At 75.9% G+C, this 24,810-nt stretch carries 13 protein-coding genes and 1 pseudogene; 9 read left to right on the top strand and 5 right to left on the bottom strand.

The window, feature by feature from the left end; genetic code table 11:
* Positions 1 to 182: 182 nt before the first annotated feature.
* Positions 183 to 4,304 (top strand): SpoIIE family protein phosphatase, encoded by a 4,122-nt coding sequence (locus CUT83_RS12430; protein ID WP_101255910.1) that lies wholly within the window; start codon positions 183 to 185, stop codon positions 4,302 to 4,304.
* A complete protein-coding gene (locus tag CUT83_RS12425) occupies positions 4,301 to 4,594 on the top strand; it encodes an STAS domain-containing protein (RefSeq protein WP_101255909.1) in 294 nt (97 codons plus the stop codon). The genes CUT83_RS12430 and CUT83_RS12425 overlap by 4 nt, the downstream gene beginning before the upstream one ends.
* 51 nt (positions 4,595 to 4,645) lie before the next feature.
* Here CUT83_RS12425 and CUT83_RS12420 read toward each other — a convergent pair whose 3' ends face one another.
* The 3 genes and pseudogenes from CUT83_RS12420 to CUT83_RS12410 form a co-directional block, all read right to left on the bottom strand.
* A complete protein-coding gene (locus CUT83_RS12420) occupies positions 4,646 to 6,574 on the bottom strand; it encodes a serine hydrolase domain-containing protein (protein ID WP_101255908.1) in 1,929 nt (642 codons plus the stop codon).
* A gap of 122 nt (positions 6,575 to 6,696) precedes the next feature.
* A pseudogene (locus CUT83_RS12415) lies at positions 6,697 to 7,463 on the bottom strand (leucine-rich repeat domain-containing protein).
* Positions 7,460 to 8,593: an isoafricanol synthase gene (locus tag CUT83_RS12410; RefSeq protein ID WP_194074707.1), complete on the bottom strand. Its 1,134-nt coding sequence runs from the start codon at positions 8,591 to 8,593 to the stop codon at positions 7,460 to 7,462. The pseudogene CUT83_RS12415 and the gene CUT83_RS12410 overlap by 4 nt, the downstream one beginning before the upstream one ends.
* A gap of 275 nt (positions 8,594 to 8,868) precedes the next feature.
* Here CUT83_RS12410 and CUT83_RS31505 point away from each other — a divergent pair, with 275 nt between their 5' ends.
* Both CUT83_RS31505 and CUT83_RS12400 read left to right on the top strand, forming a co-directional pair.
* Positions 8,869 to 9,696 carry a hypothetical protein gene (locus CUT83_RS31505; protein WP_101255907.1) on the top strand — a complete coding sequence of 276 codons (828 nt, stop codon included), beginning with the start codon at positions 8,869 to 8,871 and terminating at the stop codon, positions 9,694 to 9,696.
* Positions 9,697 to 9,847: 151 nt separating this feature from the next.
* Positions 9,848 to 10,345: a glycosyltransferase family protein gene (locus CUT83_RS12400; protein WP_093850208.1), complete on the top strand. Its 498-nt coding sequence runs from the start codon at positions 9,848 to 9,850 to the stop codon at positions 10,343 to 10,345.
* A 101-nt stretch (positions 10,346 to 10,446) separates the two neighbouring features.
* Here the strand turns inward: CUT83_RS12400 and CUT83_RS12395 are convergent, their stop codons facing one another.
* Positions 10,447 to 12,384, bottom strand: a complete 1,938-nt coding sequence (locus CUT83_RS12395) for an N-acetylmuramoyl-L-alanine amidase (protein WP_101255906.1) — start codon at positions 12,382 to 12,384, stop codon at positions 10,447 to 10,449.
* A 332-nt stretch (positions 12,385 to 12,716) separates the two neighbouring features.
* Entirely contained in the window at positions 12,717 to 13,820 is a 1,104-nt protein-coding gene (locus CUT83_RS12390) for an aminoglycoside phosphotransferase family protein (RefSeq protein ID WP_439144999.1), read from the bottom strand.
* A gap of 268 nt (positions 13,821 to 14,088) precedes the next feature.
* Here CUT83_RS12390 and CUT83_RS12385 point away from each other — a divergent pair, with 268 nt between their 5' ends.
* The 5 genes from CUT83_RS12385 to CUT83_RS12365 all read left to right on the top strand — a co-directional run bounded on the left by CUT83_RS12385 (position 14,089) and on the right by CUT83_RS12365 (position 24,804).
* A complete protein-coding gene (locus CUT83_RS12385) occupies positions 14,089 to 15,597 on the top strand; it encodes a DNA-binding protein NsdB (RefSeq protein ID WP_101255904.1) in 1,509 nt (502 codons plus the stop codon).
* Positions 15,598 to 15,875: 278 nt separating this feature from the next.
* Positions 15,876 to 17,420: a hypothetical protein gene (locus CUT83_RS12380; protein WP_101255903.1), complete on the top strand. Its 1,545-nt coding sequence runs from the start codon at positions 15,876 to 15,878 to the stop codon at positions 17,418 to 17,420.
* A 123-nt stretch (positions 17,421 to 17,543) separates the two neighbouring features.
* Complete coding sequence (locus CUT83_RS12375) at positions 17,544 to 19,067, top strand: hypothetical protein (protein WP_240957804.1); 1,524 nt, start codon at positions 17,544 to 17,546, stop codon at positions 19,065 to 19,067.
* The gene (locus CUT83_RS12370; RefSeq protein ID WP_240957802.1) at positions 19,064 to 19,990 is read left to right on the top strand and encodes a hypothetical protein; all 927 of its coding nucleotides are present in this window, start codon (positions 19,064 to 19,066) and stop codon (positions 19,988 to 19,990) included. The genes CUT83_RS12375 and CUT83_RS12370 overlap by 4 nt, the downstream gene beginning before the upstream one ends.
* A gap of 44 nt (positions 19,991 to 20,034) precedes the next feature.
* On the top strand, positions 20,035 to 24,804 hold the full coding sequence (locus CUT83_RS12365) for a coiled-coil domain-containing protein (protein WP_101255902.1): 4,770 nt from the start codon (positions 20,035 to 20,037) through the stop codon (positions 24,802 to 24,804).
* The last annotated feature ends 6 nt before the right edge of the window (positions 24,805 to 24,810 follow it).

Below are 24,810 nucleotides of genomic sequence, written 5' to 3'. Positions count from 1 at the left end.
GGACGCTGATCGACTGCCCGCTCCAGGAGCGGGTGAACCCTGCGGCCCGACCGCGCCGCAGGCCGTGACCGGCCGCGTTTATCCTACGGGACCGGTCACGGCGCATCGTCGCCGTGCCAGTGGATATGCGCACCGGTGAGGCGGGACCGCGGGGCGCGCGGCGGGCGAGGAGGGCAGAGGCGATGGGCGACGCTGACGGGACCGGGCCGCCGGAGCTGCTCTTCCCCGGGCACGGCGAGATGGCCGGGAGGATGCGCGCCTTCGACTGGGCGGGCACCCCGATGGGCGACCCGGCCGGCTGGCCGGCGAGTCTGCGCACGGCCTGCCGCATCTGTCTGACCTCCCGCTACCCCATGTTCCTGTGGTGGGGCGAGGACCTGCGGTTGCTGTACAACGACGCCTACCAGCACCTGCTGGGCAACAAGCACCCCGCGCTGGCCCGGCCGGGCCGGCAGGTGTGGGGCGAGATCTGGGACGTCATCGGCCCGATGCTGCGGTCGGTGACGGAGACCGGGCAGGCCACCTGGTCGGAGGACCTGCTGCTGAGGATGGAGCGGCACGGCTACCTGGAGGAGACGTACTGGACGTACTCCTACAGCCCCCTGCACGACGACGAGGGCCGGGTGCGGGGGGTGTTCACCGCGTGCAACGAGACCACCGAGCGCGTCGTGGGCGAGCGGCGGCTCGCCGTGCTGCAGGACCTGGGCGCCCAGGCGGGCACCGCCCGCAGCGTGGGGGAGGCGTGCCGGCTGGTCGCCCGGGTGCTGGGCCGCGCGCAGCGGGACGTGCCGTTCGCCGCGGTCCATCTGCGGGACCCGGGCGGCGGGCTGGTCCCGGCCGCCGTCAGCCCGCCCGGCACCGCCCCGGGGCCCTCGCCGGACGGCCACGGCGACTGGCCGCTGGAACAGGTGCTGACCACCGGCGAGCCGGTGGTCGTGGAGGACGTCGTGCGCCGGTTCGGGCGGCTGCCGTCCGGAGGATGGGAGAGGCCGCCCACCCAGGCGGTGGTCCTGCCGCTGCCGGGCGAGACCGGGGCGGGGCCGGTCGGGGCGATCGTCCTCGCCGCCGGTGCCGGGCGCGTCCTGGACGACGGCTACCGGGCCTTTTTGGACCTGGTGGCCCGGCAGACCGCCGCGCTGGTCAACGGAGCCGTGGCGTACGAGGTCCAGCAGCGCAGGGCCGAGGAGCTCGCCGAACTGGACCGCGCCAAGACCGCGTTCTTCTCCAACATCAGCCACGAGTTCCGCACCCCGCTGACCCTGATCACGGGCCCGCTGGAGGAACTGCGCGGGCAGCTGGCCGGAGCCGGTGAGAGGGTCGGCGGGGAACTGGAGGTCATCCGCCGCAACGCGCTGCGCATGGGCAAGCTCGTCAACACCCTGCTGGACTTCTCCCGCATCGAGGCCGGACGGATGCGGGCCCGCTTCGAGCCGGTGGACCTGGCGGCCGTCACCGCGGAACTCGCCAGCGTCTTCCGCTCCGCGGTGGAGCGGGCCGGTCTGGACTTCGACGTGGACTGCCCCGCACTGCCCGGACCGGTCCACATCGACCGCGACATGTGGGAGAAGGTGGTCCTCAACCTGCTGAGCAACGCGCTGAAGTTCACCTTCGACGGCTCCATCGGCGTGACGCTGCGGGCCGAGGGCGGACAGGCGGTGCTGCGGGTGTCCGACACCGGCATCGGGGTGCCCCGAGACGAGCTGCCGCGGCTGTTCGAGCGGTTCCACCGCATCGAGAACGCCCGCGCGCGCTCGAACGAGGGCAGCGGCATCGGACTGGCGCTGGTGAAGGAGCTGGTCGGCCTGCACGGCGGCACCATCACCGCCGACAGCACCGAGGGCGAGGGCACCGTCCTCACCGTCCGCCTGCCCTTCGGGACGGACCGTCTGCCGGCCGGTTCGGCGGACCGGGGCGCCGAACCGTTCCCGGTGTCCGCCGCGGACCCGTACCTGCAGGAGGCGCTGCGGTGGCTGCCGGACGAGGAAGAGGAGGGGGAGGCAGGGCGGGAGGAGCCCGTGCCGCCGGCCACCGGGGCGGCGCGGGCCCGGGTGCTGATCGCCGACGACAACGCCGACATGCGCGAGTACCTGCGGCGGATCCTGACCCCCGGCTACCGGGTGACGACGGTCGCCGACGGGCGGGCGGCCCTGGAGTCGGTCCGCGCCGACGCCCCGGACATGGTCGTCAGCGATGTGATGATGCCCCGGATGGGCGGCCTGGAGCTGGTGGCGGCGCTGCGCGCCGACTCCCGCACCGCCGGGGTGCCGGTGCTGCTGCTGTCGGCCCGGGCCGGCCAGGAGGCCTCGATCGAGGGGCTGGAGGCGGGCGCCGACGACTACCTGGTCAAGCCGTTCTCCGCCGCGGAGCTGCTGGCGCGGGTGCGGGCGGCGGTGAAGCTGTCGAGGCTGCGCAACCACCATGCGCAGTGGCGCACCGCACTGGTCGACTCGCTCCAGGAGGCGTTCTTCGTCTGCGACGAGGAGGGCGCCGTCGTCGAGATCAACTCCGCCTTCACCGACGTCCTCGGCTACGGACCGGAGGACCTCCCCTACCGGCCCAAGCACCCCTGGTGGCCGGACGAGGAGACCGACCCCGAGGCCCACCGGGCCATCGGGAAGGCCTTCGCCCAGGTCGTGGGCGAGCAGAAGGGCAGCTACGTCACCCCCGTCAAACACCGCGACGGGCACCGGCTGTGGGTGTACGCCTCCTTCAACGAGGTCCGCGACCCCGACACCGGCAGGCGCATGGTGGTCGGCACCTTCCGGGACATCACCGCCGAACGGCTCACCGCCCAGCGCGAGACCGCCCTGGCGGCGCTGAGCGTGCGGCTGTCCGAGGCCGGGAGCGTCCCCGAGGCCCTGCGGGCCGCGCTGGACGAACTGCGCGGGGTGTGGCGGGCCCCCCGCGCCCTGGCCGTCGCCTGGGACGGCCCGGACCGGGCCCCCCGGCCGGTCGCCGCGGTGCCCGGCACCGCGTGGGGCCGGGCGGACGACCCGGTGCGCGAGGCCGTCGAGTCCCTGCGCGGACGCAACCCCCTGCACCCCGTGGCCACCGCCGAACCGGCCGGAATCGGCATCACCCTGGAGCATCCCGGCGGGCCGCTGGCGCTGTGGGTCGAGGCCGGCCGGGAGCGGCCCTTCATAGGCGAGGACCACACCCTGCTGGCCGTGCTGGGCGGCTACCTCGGGCAGATGCTGCAACGCGTCCACGCCTTCGAGCAGCAGCGCGAGACCGCCCTGGCCCTACAGCGGGCCATTCTCGGACCCGACCGCCTCCCGCGGGGGTTCGCCGTCCGCTACGAGCCGGCCGCCCGGCCCCTGGAGGTCGGCGGGGACTGGTACGACACCGTCGAGCTGCCCGACGGCCGCATCGGCATCGTCGTCGGCGACTGCGTCGGCCGCGGTCTGGAGGCCGCCACCGTCATGGGCCAGCTGCGCAGCGCCTGCCGGGCCCTGCTGCTGCAGTTCGCCGACCCGGCCCAGGTGCTGAGCGCGCTCGACCGGTTCGCGGCCCTGATCCCCGGCGCGCTGTGCGCCACCGTCTTCTGCGGTGTGCTCGACCCCGCGACCGGCCGGCTGGCCTACAGCAGCGCCGGCCACCCGCCGGGCATCCTGACCCACCCGGACGGCACCACCGAACTGCTCGACCAGGGCCGCTCCATCCCCCTGGCGGTGCGGCCGGGCCTTCCACGGCCCACGGGAACGCGCACCATGCCGCCGGCCTCCGTCCTGCTGCTGTACACCGACGGTCTGATCGAGCGCCGCAGCCGCCCGCTGCACGCGGGCATCGCCGAGGCCTCGGCCGCCGCCCGGCGCGGGCGCGGCGCGGATCTGGAGAAGCTGGCCGACGACATCCGGACCGGCCTGGAACCGGCCGGCGGCTACGACGACGACATGGCGCTGCTGCTCTACCGCCACCCCGCGCCCCTGGAGGTGGCCTTCCCCGCCGAGTCCGCCCAGCTCGCCCGCGTCCGCGGCGCCCTGCGCGACTGGCTGGAGCGACTGGACGCCGGACCACGCCTGACACAGGCGGTCCTGGTCGCGGCGGGGGAGGCCTGCGCCAACGCCATCGAGCACGGCCACCGCCACAATCCCGGCCGGACCGTGCGCCTGAGGGCCGTCGCCGGCGCCGACGCACTGCACCTGACCGTCACCGACACCGGGAGCTGGAAGCCCCGGCAGTCCGGGGCAAGCGCCCACCGCGGCCGCGGCCTGATCCTGATTCACGCGCTCATGGACCAGGTCGACATCGTCACCGACGAGGCCGGAACCACCGTAGACATGCATGTGAGGACCACACGTTGACCACTCTCCTGACACTCACCGACCAGCGGCGTCCCGACGGCACCCCGGTCCTCGTGGCCGAGGGCGAGATCGACATGAGCAACGTCGGCGAGTTCCGGGCCGCGGTGGACCGGGCCGCCGGAGGCGGACGGCTGGTGGTGGACCTCACCGCCGTGGACTACCTGGACAGCGCCGGGCTGGCGGCACTGTTCGCCCACGCCGACCGCCTGGAACTGATCGCCCCGCCGCTGCTGGACCCCGTCCTCACCGTCTCGGGGCTCGCCGACCTGGCCACCGTGCACATCACCTGACGGCCGCCGGCCCGCCGGGCGGGTTCCGGCGGGTACGCCGGTGACGGGGCGTCAGTCCGCCGAGAGCGACCAGCCGTCGGCCGTGACACGGCCGGCGTCCCGGCGCCGCGAGCCGTCGAACACGGTGCGCCCGCCGTCCTCGATCCGGACGCCGTCGACGTACGCGCCGCGCCCCACGTAGCGGGCGTCGGTGGTGTACCGCCAGCGCAGCCGCACCGCCCGGCCGCGCCAGGCGTCCAGATCCGCCAGAGCCCGGTGCCAGACCCGCCCGGAGAAGCCGTGCAGCGCCCCTTCCGGGCGCTGTACCGGGGCCTGGCCGGGGCGGGAGGTGGTGAACGGCACCGGCTCCCATGCGCCGCCGTCGCCGGACGCCTCCAGACGCAGGACGTCGAAGGCGCGCTCGGTGTCCCACCACACCGAGAAGCTCAGCCGGGCACCCGTACCGCCGCCCGCTCCGCCCGCTCCGCCCGCTCCGCCCGCTCCGTCCTCCGCTCCACCGCTCCCGTCGCTCCCGTCGCTCCCGTCGAGAGTCACCTCGGGCAGGGCGAGCACGGCCGAGGCGCCGCTCGCCATCCCCGAGAACCAGGCCTCGCGCCCGTCGGCGGGGCGCACCGGCACGGCCCGGGCCAGGCGGGTGGCCGCCGCCACGCGCGGTGCGCTGCCGGAGCGCCAGGTGCGCACCGGGTGGACGGAGTTGCCCAGCAGCACCAGGAAGGTGTCGGTGGTCGGATCCAGCACCAGGCAGGTGCCCGTGAAGCCGGTGTGCCCGGCGGTGCGGGGGGTCGCCATGGCGCCCATGAACCAGTGCTGGTACAGCTCGAAACCCAGGCCGTGCTCGTCGCCGGGGAATGCGGTGTTGAAGTCGCGGAAGAGCAGGTCCACCGACTCCGGCTCCAGGACCCGGGCGCTGCCGTACGCGCCGCCGTTCAGCAGCGTGCGGCACAGCACGGCCAGGTCCCAGGCGCGGGAGAAGACCCCGGCGTGGCCGGCCACACCGCCGAAGGCGTACGCGTTCTCGTCGTGGACCTCACCGTGCACCATGCCCCGGTCCAGGCCCGACCAGGGGCGGCGGGCGTCCTCGGTGGCGGCGATGCGCGGCCTCCAGGAGGCGGGCGGGTTGTAGCGGGTCCACCGCATGCCCAGCGGTCCGGTGACGTCCTCGCGCAGCAGCGTGTCCAGCCCCTTGCCGGTGACCCGCTCCAGTACGAGCTGAAGGGTGATCAGATTGAGGTCGGAGTAGCGGTAGACCGTGCCCGGCGGGTCCAGGGGCTCCTCCCGCCACAGCCGCCGCAGCCGGTCCTCCCGGGTGGGCTCGGCGTACAGCGGGAGCCAGGCGGCCAGCCCGGAGGTGTGGGTGAGCAGGTGCAGCAGGGTGATCTTGTCCTTGCCCGCCGCGCCGAACTCCGGCAGGTAGGAGGCGACCTTGCCCTCCAGCTCCAGGGCGCCGCGCTCCATCTGCCGCACGGCCAGGATCGCGGTGAACAGCTTGGAGACGGAGGCCAGGTCGTAGACGGTCTCCGGGGTGGCGGGGAGCTGTTCGCCGGCGGGGAGTTCCACGCCGGTGCCGGTGGCCTCGTCGTAGGCCGAGTAGCGCACCGCGTGGCCGATGGCCTCGTGGAGGGCGACGGTGCCGCCGCGTCCGGCCAGCAGGACCGCGCCCGCGTACCAGGGGTGCTCGGGGGAGGGGCCCAGGAAGGCCCGCGCGTCCTCCACCAGATGCCGCAGGTGCGGCTCCAGCAGTCCGGCACGCCGCGCGGAGCCGCGGCGCAGGACGGGCGCGTGCCCGCCGGCGGCGAGGGTGCGCCCGCCCCGGGCACGGGCCGCCGCCACGGGAGCCGAGGCCAGGGCCAGGCCGCCGCCGAGCGCGAGCGCTCTCAGACCGAGTTGCCGCCGGCCGATACCCCCGGCCCCGCCCCCGCCCGCGTCGGGGCCGGAAGCGGGCGCCGGGCCCGGTGTGCGATCCCGTGCCGAACCTGTCATACCGCGCCCCTTCGGGAAAGAATCTTTCAGCGGATCGGGAGAACGCTGGAACCTTCTTCCCGGGCGTGCCGTCCGTCAACCCCCGCGGCATGGCGGACGGGCGTTCCGGGCGGGCCGCCCGCCTAACGGAGCACCACGCAGCCACGCCGCTCCAGCTCCCCCACCAGCCCCGGATCGACCACCGTCCCGTTCCAGCGCAGATCCAGCTTCTCCAGCGCGGACAGCTCCCGCCCCAGCCAGGGCGGCACCGTGCGCAGCCGGTTGCCCCGCAGGTCCAGGCGGCGCAGCCGCGGCAGGCCGCGCAACGCCCCGGGCACCTCCTCCAGGGCGTTCTCGCGCAGTTCCACCTCGCGCAGCTCCCGCAGCCGGGAGAAGGAGGCGGGCAGCGAGACCAGGGCGTTCCCGCGCAGCCACAGCTCCCGCAGCGCGGTGAGCCGCCCGAGCGAGGCCGGCAGCTCCCGCCGCCCGCACCGCTGGGCCCGCAGTTCCACCAGCCCCGCCATGCCGCCGAACTCCTCGGGCAGCGCGCCCAGCGGGTTGTCGCCCACGTTCGGATACGTCAGCGAGCGCAGCCGCCCCAGTGAGCGCGGCAGCGCGGTGAGCCGGTTGTCGTGGAGTTAGAGGCAGCCGTCCAGATCCGTCAGCTCCCGATCTCCTCGGGCAGGGAGGTGAGCGCGTTGTGGCCGAGGTCGAGGGTGCGCAGGCGCCGCAGCCGGCCGATCCGCGGCGGGAGGCCGGTCCGCGGCGGGAGGCCGGTGAGCGCGTTGTCCGCGAGGATCAGCACACGCGACTCCCGGCGCTCCCACACCTGTTCGGGAACGCGGGTCAGGCCCGCGCGCCAGAGATCGACCGTCGCCCCGCCGTCCGGCCGCCCCGTCGCATCCGTCATGACCGCACCGTGTCCGCCGCCCCGGCCCCGGCCCCCGCACCGGTCTCGTGTTCCGGCGCACCCGCCTCCGGCGGGCGGGCCCACGGGCGCAGGCGTCCGCCGCTGACGGCGGCGACCCCGGCGTCGTCGTAGCGACGGCTCTCCAGGGACCAGTCGAGGTTGCCGCGCATCACGTTGCGCATGCCGTCGGCGTAGTCCTCCACATGTGCTCGTGTCCTACGGGGCACGCCCGCGGCCTCCAGCAGGCCGGGCAGGCGCGTGGCGAGCTCCCGGAAACGGGCGACCCGCCCGTTGGCGGCGGCGCTGATCTCCCGTACGCAGTCCCGGAGCGGGCGACCGGTGTCGTGCCGCAGGAGGACGACGGTGTTGTTGACGTCGCCGGCGGCCAGTTCCTTGTCCAGCGAGACGATGTCGTTGACGAAGATCGCCACGTCGCCGGTGATCCGCCGCATCTCCTCCAGCGGGTGGCCGCCGTGCAGCGCGGACGGCAGGGTGTAGTGGCCGCAGCGTTCGGCCAGGTCCAGGCAGGGTTGTATGCCGATGGTGTGCCGCCTGGCCGTCAGGAACTCCTCCACCGTGGGCAGCCGGTCCCCGGAGCGGTTGAGGGCCTCCCTGCGGTGGGCCAGCAGATAGCCGTGCCAGTGCCTGCGGAAGCGCTCCCGCCACACCGGCGGCATCCCCTGGGTGATCCGGTGCCACAGGTCGCGGAAGCTCTCGGCCAGCGGGTCCGCGGGGGCTCCGGACGGCGGTTCCCGCCCGTCCATGACACGGGTCAGGCGCTCCACGAGGCGGGTGACCTCGTGCGGCCGCCGCCCCAAGGGCGCGTCCAACCGGTCGTCGAAGACGAAGAACCAGCCGTTGACGTCGGTGGCCAGCATCAGATCCTCCTCGGCGGCCCGGGGATAGAAGCGGGCCATCGCCCGCTCCAGCCGAAGGGCGTCGTACTCCTCCAGCGCCGCTTCCCCGGTGAGCAGTCCGAAGTCCTTGAGCCACCGGAGAGTGTGGAGCCTGGCCTTGCCGACAGCGGGGCTGACGGCGCCGCGGAAGGGTATCTCCAGGCGAGCCGTCCGCCGCAGCAGGCCCTCCCGCCCGGCGGTGTCCCCGTCGGCGCCGGCTTCGGTCACGGGCATGACGCCTCCCTGTCGAGCGGTGAGCGCGGTGGTGAGCGCGGTGGTGAGAATGACGGGCGCACACGCCGACCCACCCTTGGACAAAGGCAGTTGCCGGTCAAGAGTGCCGGGGACACTCCGTGCTCCCTCCGGCACGGGGAGTGTGCGCGGGGGCGTCGAGCGTCATTACCCGAAACGGCGCTCCTCCGGAAGGGAAATCGGTCAGGAGCACCGCATCCGGTTCACACCGGCGTACGCTCTCCACCACCTGCCGCGGAAGTGGTGAAGCGGCAGCCGTGGCGGCGGACGAAGAGCAGGGGCGCATGCAGCGGGCGATGTTCGACAGGGAGTCCGGGCTCGGGGAGCCGGACGACGCGCCGACCGGGCCGGCCGGGGCCCGAAGACGCGCCGTCGCGCGCGGCCGCACCGTACGGCCGGCGCGCGGGGACGAGCAGGAGCGGGAAGCGCCCTCCCGCACCGCCGCACGGCCCGTCCGGCCGGTTCCCGCGGCCGCGGGAACCGGCCGGGACAGCGGACTCGTCGAGCACCTGGAACGCCTGGGTGCCCCCGCCGTACGGCTGGCCTGGGCCGCCGCGGTGCTCGGCACCGAGGCGGCCCCCTCGCTCGCCGCGGACGTCGCCGCCCTGGGGCCGGGGGAGGCGGCCCGGGCCCGTGCCCGGCTGACCGCCGCCCGTGTCCTCACCGGCGGTGAGGAGGGGCGGCCGCTGCGCTTCTCCCATCCGCTGACCGCCACCGCCGTCCACCGGTCCATCCCGCCCGCCCTGCGCGTCGCCCTCCACGGCCAGGCCGCCGCGGTCGTCGTGGGCGCGGGGTACGGCCCCACGGCCGCCGCGCGCCATCTGCTGGAGGTCCACCCCGAGGGCGACCCGGCCGTCGTCGCCACCCTGCGCGAGGCCGCCGCCGAGTACCTGAGCGCCGGAGCGCCGGAGGCGGCCCGGCGCTGCCTGGAACGCGCCCTGCGCGAGCCGCCGGGGCCCAGGGAGAGGGCCGCCGTCCTCCACGAACTGGGCCGCTCCACCCTCCCCGCCCGGTCGCCCGCCGCAGCCGCCACTGCCGCCGGCCGTCCGCGGGCCGCCCCGGTGCGGGCCCTCGGACGGCGGTAGGACGCCCGCCGGACCCGGGCGGCTCCGGCGGGCGACCGGCGGCGAGGAAGGCGAGGAAGGCGAGGAAGGGGCCGGAAGGCCCGCCTCACCGCCGTGCGGGAGGGGTGCGGGCCGAAGCCCCGCGGCGGCACCGGGCCCGTACCATGGCCGCATGTCCTTTCTCCGCCGCCGCAGTGCCGCCACACCCGCCGGACCCGACTTCGACGTGCTGGCCATGGACCCGGGGGACTGGCCGGGCAACCTCGGGGCCGGACTGCTGCCCGCGCCGGACGGAAGCTGCCAGGGCGTCTTCCTGCGCTACGACCTGTTCGGCGGACGCGGACCGGCCATGGTCATCGGAAACCTGCCGGAGGGCTCCCCGGCCCGCGAGACGGCCGAGGGACAGATCCCGTTCGAGGTCGCGCAGTTGCTCGCGGCGCTGGAGAACGACGAGGAGGTCACCGTCACCGGGACGGAGGAGAGTCCGGTGATGCTGGACGACAACCTCCTGATCGTGCGGCGGATCATCTGCTCGGAGAGCCGGATCTCCTGCGTCCAGTTCGACCGCAGCGACGGCGTGCTGGTCACCATCGCCAGCTGGGACCGGCCGATCACCGAGGACCTCTACCAGTTGCTGAAGCCGCTGCCCGCGGAGCTGTTCCAGCGCTGACGCACCGGCGGCGCGGACGGCCGGGGGCATGAGGGACACGGCACAGGGGAGGGGCGCTTCGCGGCGCCCCTCCCCTGTGCCGTGCGCTCGCCGGCGTCATCTCACCGCCGGGCGGGCCGCACCGTGACGTCGGCGGCCTTGACGAAGGCCACCCGGTGCCCGAGCTGGATCTGGTAGTACTCCTCCTCGCCGCGGACCACCACGTGGTTCGCGGGGTCGAAGGTCTTGGCGTAGTAGTACTCGCCCTTCGTCCGCAGCCCCAGCGCGTACGCCTGGCCCGCCTCCAACGTGTACGGCAGCGGCGAGATCGCCTGGGCCGGGACCCCCTCCGGGTATGCGGAGGCCTCCGGGTAGGCGCGGCCGTAGACGGGCACCGGCCCCGCGCCCTCCTTCGGGGTGACGACCGGGCCCCGGGTGGGCACCGCGGCCGGGGCGTCGGCGGGGTTGTGGAACCACGCCTTCTGCCCGAGGTACCAGATCGCCGTCCACTCGCCCCGGCGCTCGGCCACCGCGTACCGCTGGCCGGTCGAGGCGCGGGCGCCGGTGTCGTTGACACCGGTGGTGGAGTCACCGCCGCCCGGCCGCAGCCCGGCGTCCTTCACCAGCGGCGCGTCGGCGCTCGGCCCGGTGTGCAGCCGCACCGCGCCCGAACCGTGCGGCGGGCAGGGCTGCCCGGAGCCGTCGCAGCGGGTGTAGGGGGGCTTGTGCTTCTCGTAGTCGGGCCGGATGGTCACCAGCTCCGAGCCCGGCCCGGCCGTGGGGTGGAAGGGCGCGCCCAGCAGCGTGAAGTAGTGCTGCCAGTCCCAGTACGGCCCCGGATCGGTGTGCATCCCGGGGATGTGGGCGGAGGTCACGCCCGGCACGTTGTCGTGCCCGATGATGTGCTGCCGGTCCAGCGGGATGTCGTACCGGTGGGCCAGATACCGCACCAGCCGCGCCGAGGTGCGGTACATCGCCTCGGTGTACCAGGCGTCGGGGGCGGTCAGGAAGCCCTCGTGCTCCAGGCCGACCGACTTGGCGTTGACGTACCAGTTGCCCGCGTGCCAGCCCACGTCCTTCGTGGGGACGTGCTGGGCGATGTGGCCGTCGAAGGCGCGCAGCGAGTAGTGCCAGGAGACGTACTTCGGGTTCTGCACCAGGCTCAGGGTGGTGTCCCAGGTCGCCTCGGTGTCGTGCACCACGATGTAGTCGATCTTCTGCGACGCGGGGCGGTCGGCCTTGTCGTGGTTGCCGTAGTTCGGCGAGCCGTCGGGGTTGGCGTACTCCTCGTAAGGCGCCGGGATCCACTCGCACGAGACGGACTTCGGGCACTCCACGCGCTCGTCGCGCACCGGGGACGCCGGGCGCAGCCCCGGGCCGTCCAGCTGGGCGGTCCTCGGGGCCAGGTCCGGGTCGCCCTCCAGCACCACGCGCTGGCCGGAGTCGGTGGTGCGCCGCTGGCCCTCGCGGATCACGTCGAAGACCTCGTCGGCGAATACCCCGGCCGCCCGCGCGTCCCCGGAGCCCGGGTAGCGTGCCACGGCTCCGTACCACTGGGCGGGGTCGTCGCTCGGCGGAAGCCCCAGCTCCCGCTGGGCGGCGGCCAGCAGCGCCGCGCCGCCGGCGACGTTGGCAGCCGGATCCCGCCGCAGCTCCTCCTCGTCCAGCCCGGTCAGTTCGGCCGCCCGCTCCAGGGTGCGCAGCCGGCCGGGCAGTTCGGCGGGACCGGGCAGCGCGCCGGCGACCCGCCGGGTGTCGCGGGCGGTGTCGCCGCGGGCGTCCTCCGTGCCGTGGCTGTGGTGGGGATCCTCGGCCAGAGCGGTGCGCGCGTCGGTCAGGTGCATGGGACCGTAGCCGCCCGAGACGCTGGGGGCACCGCGGTGGCCGTCCCAGCGGGACTGCAGGTACGACACCCCCAGCAGCACGCTCTCGGGTACCTGGTAGCGGTCGGCGGCGCGGGCGAACGCCTCCTGCAGCGAATCCGGCTCCCGCCCGCCGGCGTCGGCGGTGGCCGGGAGGAGGGGCAGCAGCAGGGCGGCGACCGAGGCCGCGGTGAGCACCCGCAGTCGCCGGCGGACGAAACCGCGCGGTGGCGCCTGCGGATGGGCGGGGACGGGTCCTGGCAAGACGGCCTCCTGAGGGGTACGCCGCGTCCGAGCGGCACGGGACTGCCCACAGGGGTATCGGTCGGCCGACGATCCGTCAACGACCGGGAGGCAAGGGATCGTTGATGGGTTTCCCCACGTCAGGGGCCATGTGGGGGAGTCTTCACCCTGAGGCGGGCCCGGACCTGCGCGGCGTCACAGGTCCAGCCCGGTGACGCTCCGCCCCCCGTACAGCCCCGGACCGGCCCCCGGCCCCCGGCCCGCGCGGCGCCGCGCGGGCCGGACCGTCAGCGGGTGCCCACCGCCGCCCGCACCGCGCGCCGGGCCATCGCGCAGTCGTCGTGCAGACGGCGCAGCAGCAGCCGCTGCTCCTCGCCGGCGCTCAGCAGACCGGTGCGGTCGCAGCCCGGGGCCGGTCCCGGATCCCGCATGGCGCGCTGCACGGCCGTCTCGCAGGCACGGACCTCCCGGGTGAGGACGAGCAGCAGGTTCACCAGGAAGGCGTCCCGCGCGTCGGGGCCCCCGGCCTGGGCGAGCCGGCTGATCCGGCGGCGGGCCATCGGGCTGTCGCCCAGCACCGACCACAGGGTGGCCAGGTCGTAGCCCGGCAGGTACCAGCCCGCGTGCTCCCAGTCCAGCAGCACCGGGCCGGCCGGGGAGAGCAGCATGTTCGCCGGCAGGGCGTCACCGTGGCAGAACTGCGCGCGGCCACCGCCGCGCGCCAGACCGTGGAGCAGCTTGCCCAGATCGCCCAGGTCGCGGTCCGTCAGCAGTCCCAGCCCGTGGTAGCGGGCGATCCGCACACCGTAGTCGACCGGAGCCCCGAAACGGCCCGCGGGCGGCTGCCAGGCGTTCACCCGGCACACCGCGCCCAGCACCGCGCGCAGATCGGCCGGCGACGGGGGCTCCAGCGGATGCCGCTGGAACGCCATCGGGCGGCCCGGAGCCCGCTCGGCGACCAGGACGCAGCCGTCGGGGTCGGCGGCGATGAGCCGGGGCACCCGCACCGGCGGCCGGTGGCGCACGAAGGTGCGGTAGACCGCTATCTCGTGCCGGAACCGCTCGACCCGCGCGGGCGAGTGGTCCAGCAGGCACTTGGCGACCGCGGTGCCGCGGCCGACGGTGCCCGCCAGCAGCACCGAGCGCCCGCCGCGGCGCAGCACCTGCACCGGCTGGAACTCCGGGCAGACCCGGTGCACCGAGGCGATGGCGGTGCGCAGCCGCCCGTCCTGCGGACCGGCCGGGGCCGGCCTCCCGGCGGCCGGCGGTCCCCCCGCGCCCGGCGCCCGGCGCGGCCGGGGCAGAGCGGCGACCGCGGGCGGTGTGCGCACCGGCTCGGGGCGGACCATGCCGTACTGCGGTCGCGGACGCTGCCGGACCGGGGCCGGCACGGGAGACGGTGTTGGATTCATGGACGAGCCGGATCCCTTCGTGCGCCGACGGATTGCCGCGCCACCCGGCCGGCCGGGGCGTGCTGCACCCTGGGGAATGCGGAAGCCCGTGGGGCCGGACGGGGTGGCGCGTTCCTACAGCACACCCGGACACGGGTGGCACACCATCTGGCGGACCCTGGCGAACCCTGGCGAATGCCCGCGCGCCCCTTCGGGGGCGATCCGCGAGGGCTACTGTCGAGGCAGCCGAGAACCTGGGGGCTTCGACGTGACCAAGGGACCCAACACCCGCCTGGCGGACCTGTTCGGCCTCACCGGCTGGTCCAAGGGCGAACTCGCCCGGCGCGTGAACCGGCAGGCGGCGGCCATGGGCCACCCGCAGCTGGCGACCGACACCTCCCGGGTGAGGCGCTGGATCGACATGGGGGAGACCCCGCGCGATCCGGTGCCGAAGGTACTGGCGACCCTGTTCACCGAGCGACTCGGCCGTGTCGTGACCATCGAGGACCTCGGGTTCGGCCGATCGGGGCAGGCAGGCGGACGGCAGCCCGTCCACGGACTGCCGTGGGCCCCCGAACAGACCGCCGCGGTCCTCACCGAATTCACGGGAATGGACCTCATGCTCAACCGACGCGGCTTGGTGGGCGCGGGCGCCGCGCTCACCGCAGGACCGGCGCTCAGCAGCGCTCTGTACGACTGGCTCCGGGTCGACCCGGCTCCGGCGGGAGCCCTCCGGCCCGGTGGCCCCCCGCCCGCCGCCCCCGCCTCCTTCGACCGCTACGAGGCCGTGCCCGTCGGCTCGGAGGAGGTCGAGTCCCTGGAGCACTCCGTGGAGGTCTTCCGCGCCTGGGACGCGGCCCGCGGCGGCGGCCTCCAGCGCAAGGCGGTGGTGGGCCAGCTCAACGAGGTGGGCGGCATGCTCACCTACCGCCACCCGCAGCACATCCAGCGGCGGCTGTGGGGGGTGGCGGCCAACCTCGCGGTGCTCGCCGGCTGGATGTCCCACGACGTCGGCCTGGAGCCCACCGCCCAGAAGTACTTCGTCATCGCCGCGCACGCGGCCCGTGAGGGCGGCGACCGGCCCCGCGCCGGGGAGGCCGTCTCCCGGGCCGCGCGCCAGATGGTGCACCTGGGCAAACCCGACGAGGCCCTGGACCTGATGAAGCTGGCCAAGGCCGGCTGCGGCGAGGAGACCCTGCCGCGCACCCGCGCGATGCTGCACACCATCGAGGCCTGGGCCCAGGCCTCGATGGGGCGCGGCCAGGCGATGCGGCGCACCCTCGGCCGGGCCGAGGACCTGTTCGTCTCCGACCGCGGGGACGTGCCGCCGCCCAGCTGGATGCAGCTGTTCGACGAGGCCGATCTGCACGGGATGCAGGCACTGGCGTACCGCACCCTGGCCGAGCACGACCCCTCGGCCGCGGGGACGGCCGAGAAGCACGCCAAGGAGGCGCTGCGGCTGCGGGAGAAGGGCCGCGAGCGGTCCAAGATCCTCGACTACATCTCCCTCGCCTCGGCCTGCTTCATCGCCGACGACCCCGAGCAGGCGGACCGCTACGCGCGGCTGGCCCTGGTCACCATCGGCAACACCTCCTCCCACCGCACCTGGGACCGGCTGCGGGAGATGTACCGGCTCACCGGACGGTACGCCGGGTATCCCAAGGTCGAGGACCTGCGCGAGGAGATCGCACTCGCCCTGCCCGCGGCTCCCGGGACCCCCGGTGGGGGAGCCGCGGTGCCCGCGCCCCGGCGGGCCGGGGGCGGCGCGGCGGTGTAGCGGCGGACGGGTCCCGGGGCGCCCGGCGGTCCTCCGGCCGCGGGGATGCCCGGGCGCCCCGGGACCGCCGCTTCGCGTACCGCCCGTGCGCGCGGACTCGGCGCGGCGCCGCGGTCCCGGTATCCTTCGGCGGCCGGAGGTGACCGCTTTCCGCACGGTGCCGGGAACCCGCGGGAGGACCCCGGACGAACGGGGGACGAACCCGCGGTGACCGGCCGGAACGCCGGAGAGCGGAAATCCCGTTGCCAGTCCCTCGCCCCGCACCGGATGCTGACCTTATGTTCGCCGATTCCGTCGATTCCGACATAGCGCCCAGCGGTACGCTGCTCGGCCTCCTCCAGAGGGGCCGCGGCGACGGCACGCTGCACGCTCTCGCGGCCCCGCGTGCCGAAGCGCTCGCCGCGCTGAGCCACTGCCTGCGCTGTGACCCCCGGCGCGACTGGCGGCTCGAGCACCGCTCCCTGTACTACGCACGGCTCCACGTGGAGCTGGACGCCGGGCTCGACGACATCGAGGAGCACCTGTTCGGCCCCGACGACCTCACCGACACCGGCGAGGAACGCACCGGACTGGCCCTCTCCGTCCTCGGGCACCTGACCTCCTACGGCGACGGCCGTGCGCTGCTGCTGCTGCGCCGCTACGCCGCGCACGGCGCCAACTGGCGCTGGGCCCTGGACGAACTGGCCGTCCGCGACGACGACGCCGGCCTGCGTCCGCTGGGCCCCGCAGTCCTGGCGCGCTTCCCGCGCACCCCCGAGGGCGACGCCGAACTCGCGGCGGCCGTCCGCGACGCCTTCGAACCCAGGCCCTGGCGGCTGTGGGCCGAGGACCCGACCCGCCCCGAACAGGGCGAACGCCTCGCGCACGCCCGTGAGCAGGGCTCCTTCGGCCGCTGGCAGCGCCAGATGAGGCCGGCCGGGCCACGCCCAGGCTGGAGCGTAAGCGCGGTGCTCGACTGGGCACAGGAAGGCGACCGGATCCTCTCCGCCGGCCCCGACGGCGGACCGCTCGCCGCCGAACCCGCGGGGTCCGCCGTGCCCGGAGAGGCCCCGGGCCGCGACCCGCGGCACCGTGAGGCCGCCGCGGCCCGATGTCTGGCCGCCGTCGCCGGGCCCGAGGACCGCCCCGAACTGCTCGACGCCGCCCGGTTCGGCCCCGACATCGCGCGCGCCGTCGCCCTGCGCCACCTCGCCGAGCGCGGCGACCCCGCCGCGCTCGACCTGATCGAGGCCGCCGTGGCGGAGCAGGGCCCCTCCACCCCCGCGAGCGTCCCCTCCGGCACCGCCGCCCGGGCCGCGCTGGAGGCCCTCGCCCGGATGCGCGGTGCCGCCGCGCTGGACCGCGCCCGCCGGTGGGCACGGCGCGAGGACGCCCTGGGCACGGCGGCCGCCGCGCTGCTGGCCTGCCACGGCACGGAGCGGGACGCCCCCCTGGTGCTGGCCGCGCTGCGCCGCACCGTGTGTGCCGAAGGACCCGACTGCGACGGTCTGCGGCCGCTGGTCGACGGCGCCGGCCGGCTGGCCTTGCACCGCGCCGCCCCCCTTCTTCGGCACGTCTACCGCGAAACCGCCTCCTCCCAGCTGCGCGGCCGGGCGGCCCGCGCCCTGGCCGCCACCGACCCCGCCTTCGCGGCGGGCTTCGCCATCGAGTGCCTGTGGGACTGCGAGGAGTCCACCCGCGAGATCGCCGCCCGCCACGCCGCCACCGGCGACACCCGGGTCGTCGAGCGGCTGCGCCGGCTGGCCGCCGACCCGGCGGAGGAGGAGGGCGTGCAGAGCGCGGTGCGCGGCCGGCTCGACTCCGACGGCGCCGCGGCCCGCTGACCCGGCGACGCGGGCCTTCCCGGCCGGGGCGCGGCGCACCGCCCCGGCCGGGAAGACCCGCGCGGGCCGGGCGCATACCCGCCGTTTCGATCTTTGTCGGTGCCAGCGCCTAATCTGTGCCGTGTGACCACAGCAGTATCCGCATCGTCCCCCGGCCCCGGGCGGCCCGCCCCCGGCCCTGCCGCCGACGAGGGCCTGGCCCGGCGTCTGCGGGCACTGGCCTGCACCGCGCCCCTGCACGACCTGGACGCGCGCAAGGCCAACCTGGCCGGGGAGTACGGCACATACTCGATGGCGGAGGTCGCGCTGGCCGCCATCGACCTGGTCACCCTGCACATGGACTTCGACACCGGCGCCGACCACGAGGAGATAGTGGCCCGGCTGCTGCCGCGGGTCGCGGCCCAGGCCCCGCGGCGGCCCGCCGCCGAGCACGAGCGCGTCGCCCGCTGGGTCCTGGAGAACCTGATCAACGTCGGCAGCGTCGACCGGGGCTTCCGTGCCGTCTACGGCACCTTCGGCCCCGACGGCGAGTACGTACGGCGCGACTACGACTTCAAGCTGATCGAGGAGGTGCCGGGGCCGGGCGGAGGCGTGTACCTGCGCACCACCGACGAGGCGGTCAACGTCCTGGTCGGCGCCCTGGACACCGACGTCACCAGCGCGCAGATCGCCGCCGAGGTCAAGCTGGAGGTGCTGGTCAGCCGGGGCCGCCTCGCCGACGCCCAGCTCGCCGCCGAGCAGGCCCGCTACCGCACCGTGCAGTACGCCGAGACGCTGCGCCGCACCCTGGAGGCCACCCGGCGCAACGTCCGCGCGGTCGACTGGCTCAACGCCGTCCCCGACATGATCGCCGAGGCGCTCGACCACGTCGCCGACCGCTACCGCCACGAGAACGCCATCCTCACCAACATCCGCAGGGCACGGGACGAGGCCCCGGCCGACAAGAACCCCGGCCACAAGCTGCGCGCCGCCGAACTGGTCGACATCGTCAAGGACTGCATCCGGCGCCACACCCAGCTCCAGTCACGGCTGCTGGAGGCCGGACCGCTCTTCCGCGCCGAGCAGGACCGGCAGGCGTTCGCCCCGCCCGCCACCGCCTTCGGCCTGGATCTGTACGGGCAGCTGCTGGCGCCCCTGCTGCCGCTGCCGGTGGAGCGGGCCGGCAAGGTCACCGACGCCTTCTTCGCCCGCGGCACCGGGCTGCGCACCCCGGCGGCCGTACGGCTGGGGGACCTGACCGAGATGCTGCTCACCCCGCCCGCGCCCCGCGAGCACCTGGGCGCCGAGATGCCCGAGCCGGACCTGGTCGCCACCCCCGACGACAGCCGGTTCAGCGAGGAGCAGATGGAGGCCGCCCGGGAGCTGCTGGAGCTGCCCGCCGACGCCCCGCGCCGGCTGTCGGGCCTGCTGGCCGAGGCCCGCCGCCGCGACCCGGACCTGCCCTATCTGGTGGCCCTGCTGGCGGTGCACGCCGCCAGCCCGCCGGTCGGCACCGCCTACCGGCAGGGCGAGCGGCGCCTGCTGTTCGCCGTGGACGACGGCACGGAACTGGACGACCCGGAGTTCGGCGGCGCCGACCTCGTGGTGGGGACGGCCCTGCTGGACGCCGCCGGCATGGCGGCCGACCGTACGGAGGTGGCATCGTGAACGAGTACGGCCCATACGGCGGTCACGGCGAGCAGGAGAGGCCGGACGGACCCGGCGGGCCCGGAACGGAAGCCCCGCCGGAGTCCGCGCAGCGGCCCGCCGCCCTCGCTCCGCCGGACGCCGCCGACGCCGCCCGGCTGGTCTCCTTCGGCCTCCAGCCCAAGCTGCTGCCCGCCCGCGACGCCGAGTACGCGCAGCTGCTGCGCCGCTACCGGGAGGAGCCCGCCTTCGCCCGGCTCGCCGACGCCGTCGCCACCGGCCTCGGGCTGGTCGTGCTGGAGGTCTCCCCGCGCGCGGGGATGGCCGTCACCGCCGCCGAGGACTCCGTCTTCGCCGTGCGCATGGGCGACTACGCCCGCCGCGCCACCTCCGACTCCACCGACCGCTTCCTGCACGGCCTGGCCCATCTGGCCATCGCCGCCCTGGCCTTCCCCCGCCCCGAGGACCTGGCCGACGACAGCTACGTCGGCAGGATCTCCGTCAACGGCGTGGACGCCTTCGTCCGCCAGGCCTGCCGGAGACTGGAGGAGCGCGCCGAGAAGGAGGGCGAGAACACCGACCCGGCCAGCGAGGCGCCCGGCCTGGAGGCCGCCTGGCGGGTGTACACCCGGCGCAGCGCCACCGGGGCCACCAAGGACTCCCGACGGCTGGCCGGCTCCACCACCGGGATCGTCGCCAAGGCCGCCGCCTTCCTCGCCGACTCCGGCTTCCTCCAGCGCACCGGCGACGACGCCGGGGGCACCTACCGCACCACCGCCCGCTACCAGCTCCAGGTGCGCGACATGGCGGGCAGCGCCGCCATGGCCGAGCTGCTGGAGCTGGGCGTGGTGCCCGTCGGCGACGGCAGCGCCACCCTGCTGCCGCCCCCCGACCCCGACGCCCTCGAACCGGCGGCCGACGCCGGACTGCCCTTCCACAGCTGAATCCCCGTCCCCAGCGACGCCAGAGCAACGAGAGCCCCGCCGCCATGTACGAGCTGTCCCGGATCCGCCTCTACTCCATCGGGCCCGCCGGTGCGCGCTACGCCGACACCGTGCTGGACCTGCGCGGGGTCGGCGAGCCGGTGCCCAGCCCCGCCCCCGCCCAGGCGGACTTCTTCGAGGACGAGCCGATCGGCCCGCCGCGCCGCCCCGCGCCCGCCGGTGTGCTCTTCCTGGAGAACGGCGGCGGCAAGTCCGTCCTGCTCAAGCTGATCTTCTCGGTGATGCTGCCCGGCCACCGCAACACCCTCGGCGGCGCCAGCTCCGGCGTGCTGCGCAAGTTCCTGCTGGCCGACGACTGCGGGCACGTCGCCCTGGAGTGGCAGCACACCCTCACCGGGGAGACCGTCGTCGTCGGCAAGGTCAGCGAGTGGCGTGGCCGCCAGGTCTCCAGCGACCCGCGGAAGTTCGCCGAGGCCTGGTACAGCTTCCGGCCCGGGCCGGGCATGAACCTGGACTCCCTGCCGGTGGCCGAGTCCACCGCGCTGCGGCCCGTCGCCGAGGGCGCCTCCGCCGCCCGCGGCCGGCGCCGCACCATGAAGGGCTTCCGGGACGTCCTGGTGGAGACGGGCAAGACCTACCCGAACCTCGACGTGGTCTGGGAGGAGGTCCACGAGCGCTGGAACGAGCACCTGGGCCATCTGGGCCTGGACCCCGAACTCTTCCGCTATCAGCGGGAGATGAACGCCGACGAGGGAGAGGCCGCCGGCCTGTTCGCCGTCAAGAACGACTCCGACTTCACCGATCTGCTGCTGCGCGCCGTCACCGACACCCGCGACACCGACGGGCTGGCCGACCTGGTGCACGGCTTCGCCCACAAGCTCGGCCGCCGCGCCGAACTCACCGCCGAGAAGGACTTCACCGCCGGGTCGCTGGACCTGCTGCGCCGCATCGAGGAGGCCGCCCGGCACCGGGAGCAGGCCCGCGCCGTCCACGCCGGAGCCGAGCAGCGCACCCGCACCCTGGCCCGGCGGCTGTCCGCCCGCGGCACCGAGGAGCGCGGCCGAGCCGCCGAACTCGCCGAGCGGGCCGACCACGCAGCCCGGTCCGCCGCCTCCGCCGAACGCGAACGCGAGCGCGCCGGGCTCATCGCGGCCGAACTCGCCTACCGCCACGCCTGTCTGGCGCTGGCCGCCGGCGAGAGGAGCGCCTCCGCCCAGCGCCGGGAGCTGAGCGACGCCCGTACTCTGCACGCCGCCTGGCAGGCGGCCGAGACGGTGCTGGCGCACCGCGCCGCGGCCGACCGCGCCGCCCGGGTCGCCGCGGCCATCCGGGAGGCCGAGCGCGACGCCGCCCCCGCGCTGGCCGCCCGCGCCCGGGCCGCCACCGACCTGGTACGCGCCCTGCACGCCGCCGCGGAGAAGGCCGAGCACCTCGCGGCCGAGGAGGAGGAGCGCTCCACCGCCCTGCAGGGCGAGGGGGAGGCCGCCCACCGCGACGCCACCGCCGCCGCCACCGAGGCCCAGCGAGCCCGCAGCGAGGGCGAGCATCTGCGACAGCGCCTGGCCGAGGTCGAGCAGGAGACGGCCCAGGCCGTACGCGCCGGCTGGCTGGACGGCTCCTCGCCCGACGCCGACCCGGCCCGCGCCGCCCTGGCCGCCAGCGACGCCGAGAAGGCCGCCGTCGCCGCGTGGGAGACCGCGCGCGAGAGCGCCCGGCGCGCCGCCGACCGCGCCCGGGAGACGGCCGCGGCCCGCTCCCGCGCCGAACTGGCCGCGGCCCGCGCCGCGGACGCCGCCGAGGCGGCCGGGAGCGCGTACGCCGCCGAGCGGCGCGCCGCCGAGGCCCTGGGCGCCGAGGAACGGCCGGCCGAACTGCTGGGACTGCCCGGCGGACAGCGGTCGGCGGCCTCCCCGGAGCCCGGTCCCGCCGACCCCGGCCCCTCCGGCGCGCTGGACGCCGAGGAACTGGACCGCAACGCCGAAACCCTGCGCGAGCTGCTGGAGGAGTCGGTCGCCACCGCCGAGCGCCAGCTGTTCGACCTGCGCACGGCCGCCGCCGACGACTCCCGCATCCTCGGCGCCCTCGGCGACGGCGGACTGCTGCCCCCCGGCCCCGACGTCCTGGCCACCGTCGAGTACCTGGGCGAGCACGGCATTCCCGCCCTGCCCGGCTGGCGCTACCTCGCCCAGTCCGTGGACCCGGCCGACCACGCCGCCGTCCTGGCCGCCCGGCCCGAGCTGGTCGACGGTGTCGTCATCACCGACCCCGAAAGCCACACCCGCGCCCGGGAGGTCCTGGCGGGCGCGGCCCTGCTGCCCCGCTCGGCCGTCGCCGTCGGCACCGCCGCCGCGCTGCTGGCACCCGTCCCCGCGCCCGGCGGTGAGAGCGCCGGAGCCCTGGACGACTCCGGCGTGTTCCTCGTACCGCCCAACCCGGCCATGCACGACGAGTACGCGGCCGACGACGAGCGCCGCCGGCTGCGCGAGCGCGCCACCGCCCGCGACGAGGAGATCCGCTCCCTGGCCGCGAGGCTGTCCGCCGACCGCTCCCTGGCCGCGCGGATCGCCTCCTGGCGCACCGGCTGCCCGCCCGGCCGCCTGGCCGAGCTGGCCGCCGGGGCCCGGGCCGCGGCCGAGGCCGCCGAGACCGCCCGGCAGCACCTGGAGGAGATGCGCGCCGCCGCCGCCGAGGCAGAGGAGAGCGCCGCCGAGGCCGCCCGCGTACGCGAGGAGAGGCAGGAACGGGCCCAGCGGGCCCGCCGTTCCGCCGACGCCCTGGCCGGACTCGCCTTCCGGCTGCGCGAGCGCGCCAAGTGGCAGGCCCGGCTGCGGGAACTGGCCGACGAGGCGGCCGAGGCCGAGGCCCGGGCCGGCGCCTGTCTGGAGCGGGCCCGCGCCGCCGACGAGGACCGGCGCGCGGCCCAGCGCGCCGCCGACGACGCGCGCCGTACCGCCCGCGCGCTGCGCGCCGAGCGCGCCGAGATCGCGGGCGCCCCCGACACGCTCGACACGGCCGACGGCCCGGACACCGACGCACCGTCCGCCGGTCCCCCCGCCTCCCTGCCCGCCCTGCGCGAGGCGTACCGCGCGGCCTCCCAGCTCTACGAGAAGGTCGGGGTCGGCGCCGACCTGCGCGCCGAGCAGGCGCGTGCCGAAGGCGACGAGAGCGCCGCGCGCGCCGCCCTGGACCGGCTCACCAACAAGGTCCGCACCCGAGCCGCCCAGCTCCTGGAAGGCCCCGACGGCGCCGACGGCCCCTCCCGGCAGGCCGCCGCGGCCCGCGCCGAGACCCTGGTCCAGATGCTGGAGTCCCGTGCCTCGGCCGCCAGCGAGCAGCTCGGCCGGCTGCGCGGCGAGGCCGAACGCCTGGCCCCCGGCGAGGACCGGGACGCCTACACCGACCTGCCGCAGGAACTGGTCCCCGCCGACGCCGAGCAGGCCCAGACCCTGCTGCGCGGCGCCAACACCGAACTGGCCGCCCGCACCGGCGAACTGGAGGCCGCCCGCGCCGCCCACGCCGAGCTGCTGCGCGCCCAGCGCGCCGCCGAGGACGCCGCCGGGGCCTTCGACGAGCTGGCCGCCATGCTCCGCGACCTGCTGCGCGACCCGCACGGCACGTCCGGCGCGGGCGGCACGGGCCCGGAGGAGGGCGGAGAGCGTCCCGAGCCGTACGCCGGCGCCCTCGACCAGGCCCGGCAGGCTGCCGCCGAGGCCCGCCGCTCCCTGCGCGGCTGCGCCGCCGACCTCACCGCCGCCGAGTCGGCCGTGCGCGAGGCGAGCGACATCCTGGTGCGGCACGCCAACTCCACCCGCTACGAGCAGGTGCACACCCCCGCCCGCCAGCAGATCCGCGAACTCCCGGCCGCCGCCCTGCCCGACCACGCCGCCTCCTGGGCCGCCGCCTTCGAGCCCCGGCTGCGCGTCCTGACCGACGAGCTGGAGCAACTGGAACGCAACCGGGACAGCATCGTGGACCGGCTGCGCGGCCTGGTGGAGTCCTCACTGGCCACCCTCCGCTCCGCGCAGCGCCTGTCCAGGCTCCCCGGCGGGCTGGGGGAGTGGTCCGGCCAGGAGTTCCTGCGCATCCGCTTCGAAGATCCCGACCAGGCCGCCCTCACCGAGTGGCTGGGAGAGGTCATCGACGAGGCCACCCGGGCGGCCGTGCGCCGCAACTCAGACCTGCGCCGGGACGGCATGACGCTGCTGCTGCGCGGCGTGCACGCCGCCCTTGGGCCGCGCGGGGTGTCGGTGGAGATCCTCAAGCCCGATGCGGTGCTGCGCGCCGAGCGGGTGCCGGTCGGGCAGATGGGGGACGTCTTCTCCGGCGGCCAGCTGCTGACCGCGGCCATCGCCCTGTACTGCACGATGGCCGCGCTGCGCAGCAACGACCGGGGCCGCGACCGGCACCGGCACGCGGGCACGCTCTTCCTCGACAACCCCATCGGCCGGGCCAACGCCACCTATCTGCTGGAGCTCCAGCGTGCGGTGGCCGACGCGCTGGGCGTCCAGCTCCTCTACACCACCGGTCTGTTCGACACCACGGCGCTGGCGGAGTTCCCCCTGGTGATCCGGCTGCGCAACGACGCCGACCTGAGGGCGGGGCTGAAGTACATCAGCGTCGAGGAACACCTGCGGCCCGGGCTGCCCAGGAGGGATCCGGAATCCGAACCGGTCCACGGGGAGATCACCGCCACCCGGATGTTCCGCCGCCCCGACGTCGCCGGCCGGGCGCAGGAGGCGGCGCCCTCCGTCCCGGCGCCCGCCACCCCCGGCGAGGAGCCCACCACGGCGAGCGTCCCCGGCGCCTCCGGCTGAGGCCCC

Origin of the sequence: Streptomyces barkulensis, from assembly GCF_002843305.1 — a bacterium.
Taxonomy (GTDB): domain Bacteria; phylum Actinomycetota; class Actinomycetes; order Streptomycetales; family Streptomycetaceae; genus Streptomyces; species Streptomyces barkulensis.
Note: the sequence above shows the minus strand (reverse complement) of the source record. Positions and strands in the feature narration are given on the sequence as shown.

What these genes read in the sequence shown, in the direction of transcription:
- CUT83_RS12420 (WP_101255908.1), bottom strand. Translation starts at nt 6,574, where the DNA reads ATGACAGGTTCGGCACGGGATCGCACACCGGGCCCGGCGCCCGCTTCC.
- CUT83_RS12400 (WP_093850208.1), top strand. Translation starts at nt 9,848, where the DNA reads ATGTCCTTTCTCCGCCGCCGCAGTGCCGCCACACCCGCCGGACCCGAC.
- CUT83_RS12365 (WP_101255902.1), top strand. Translation starts at nt 20,035, where the DNA reads ATGTACGAGCTGTCCCGGATCCGCCTCTACTCCATCGGGCCCGCCGGT.
- CUT83_RS12430 (WP_101255910.1), top strand. Translation starts at nt 183, where the DNA reads ATGGGCGACGCTGACGGGACCGGGCCGCCGGAGCTGCTCTTCCCCGGG.
- CUT83_RS12410 (WP_194074707.1), bottom strand. Translation starts at nt 8,593, where the DNA reads ATGCCCGTGACCGAAGCCGGCGCCGACGGGGACACCGCCGGGCGGGAG.
- CUT83_RS12380 (WP_101255903.1), top strand. Translation starts at nt 15,876, where the DNA reads ATGTTCGCCGATTCCGTCGATTCCGACATAGCGCCCAGCGGTACGCTG.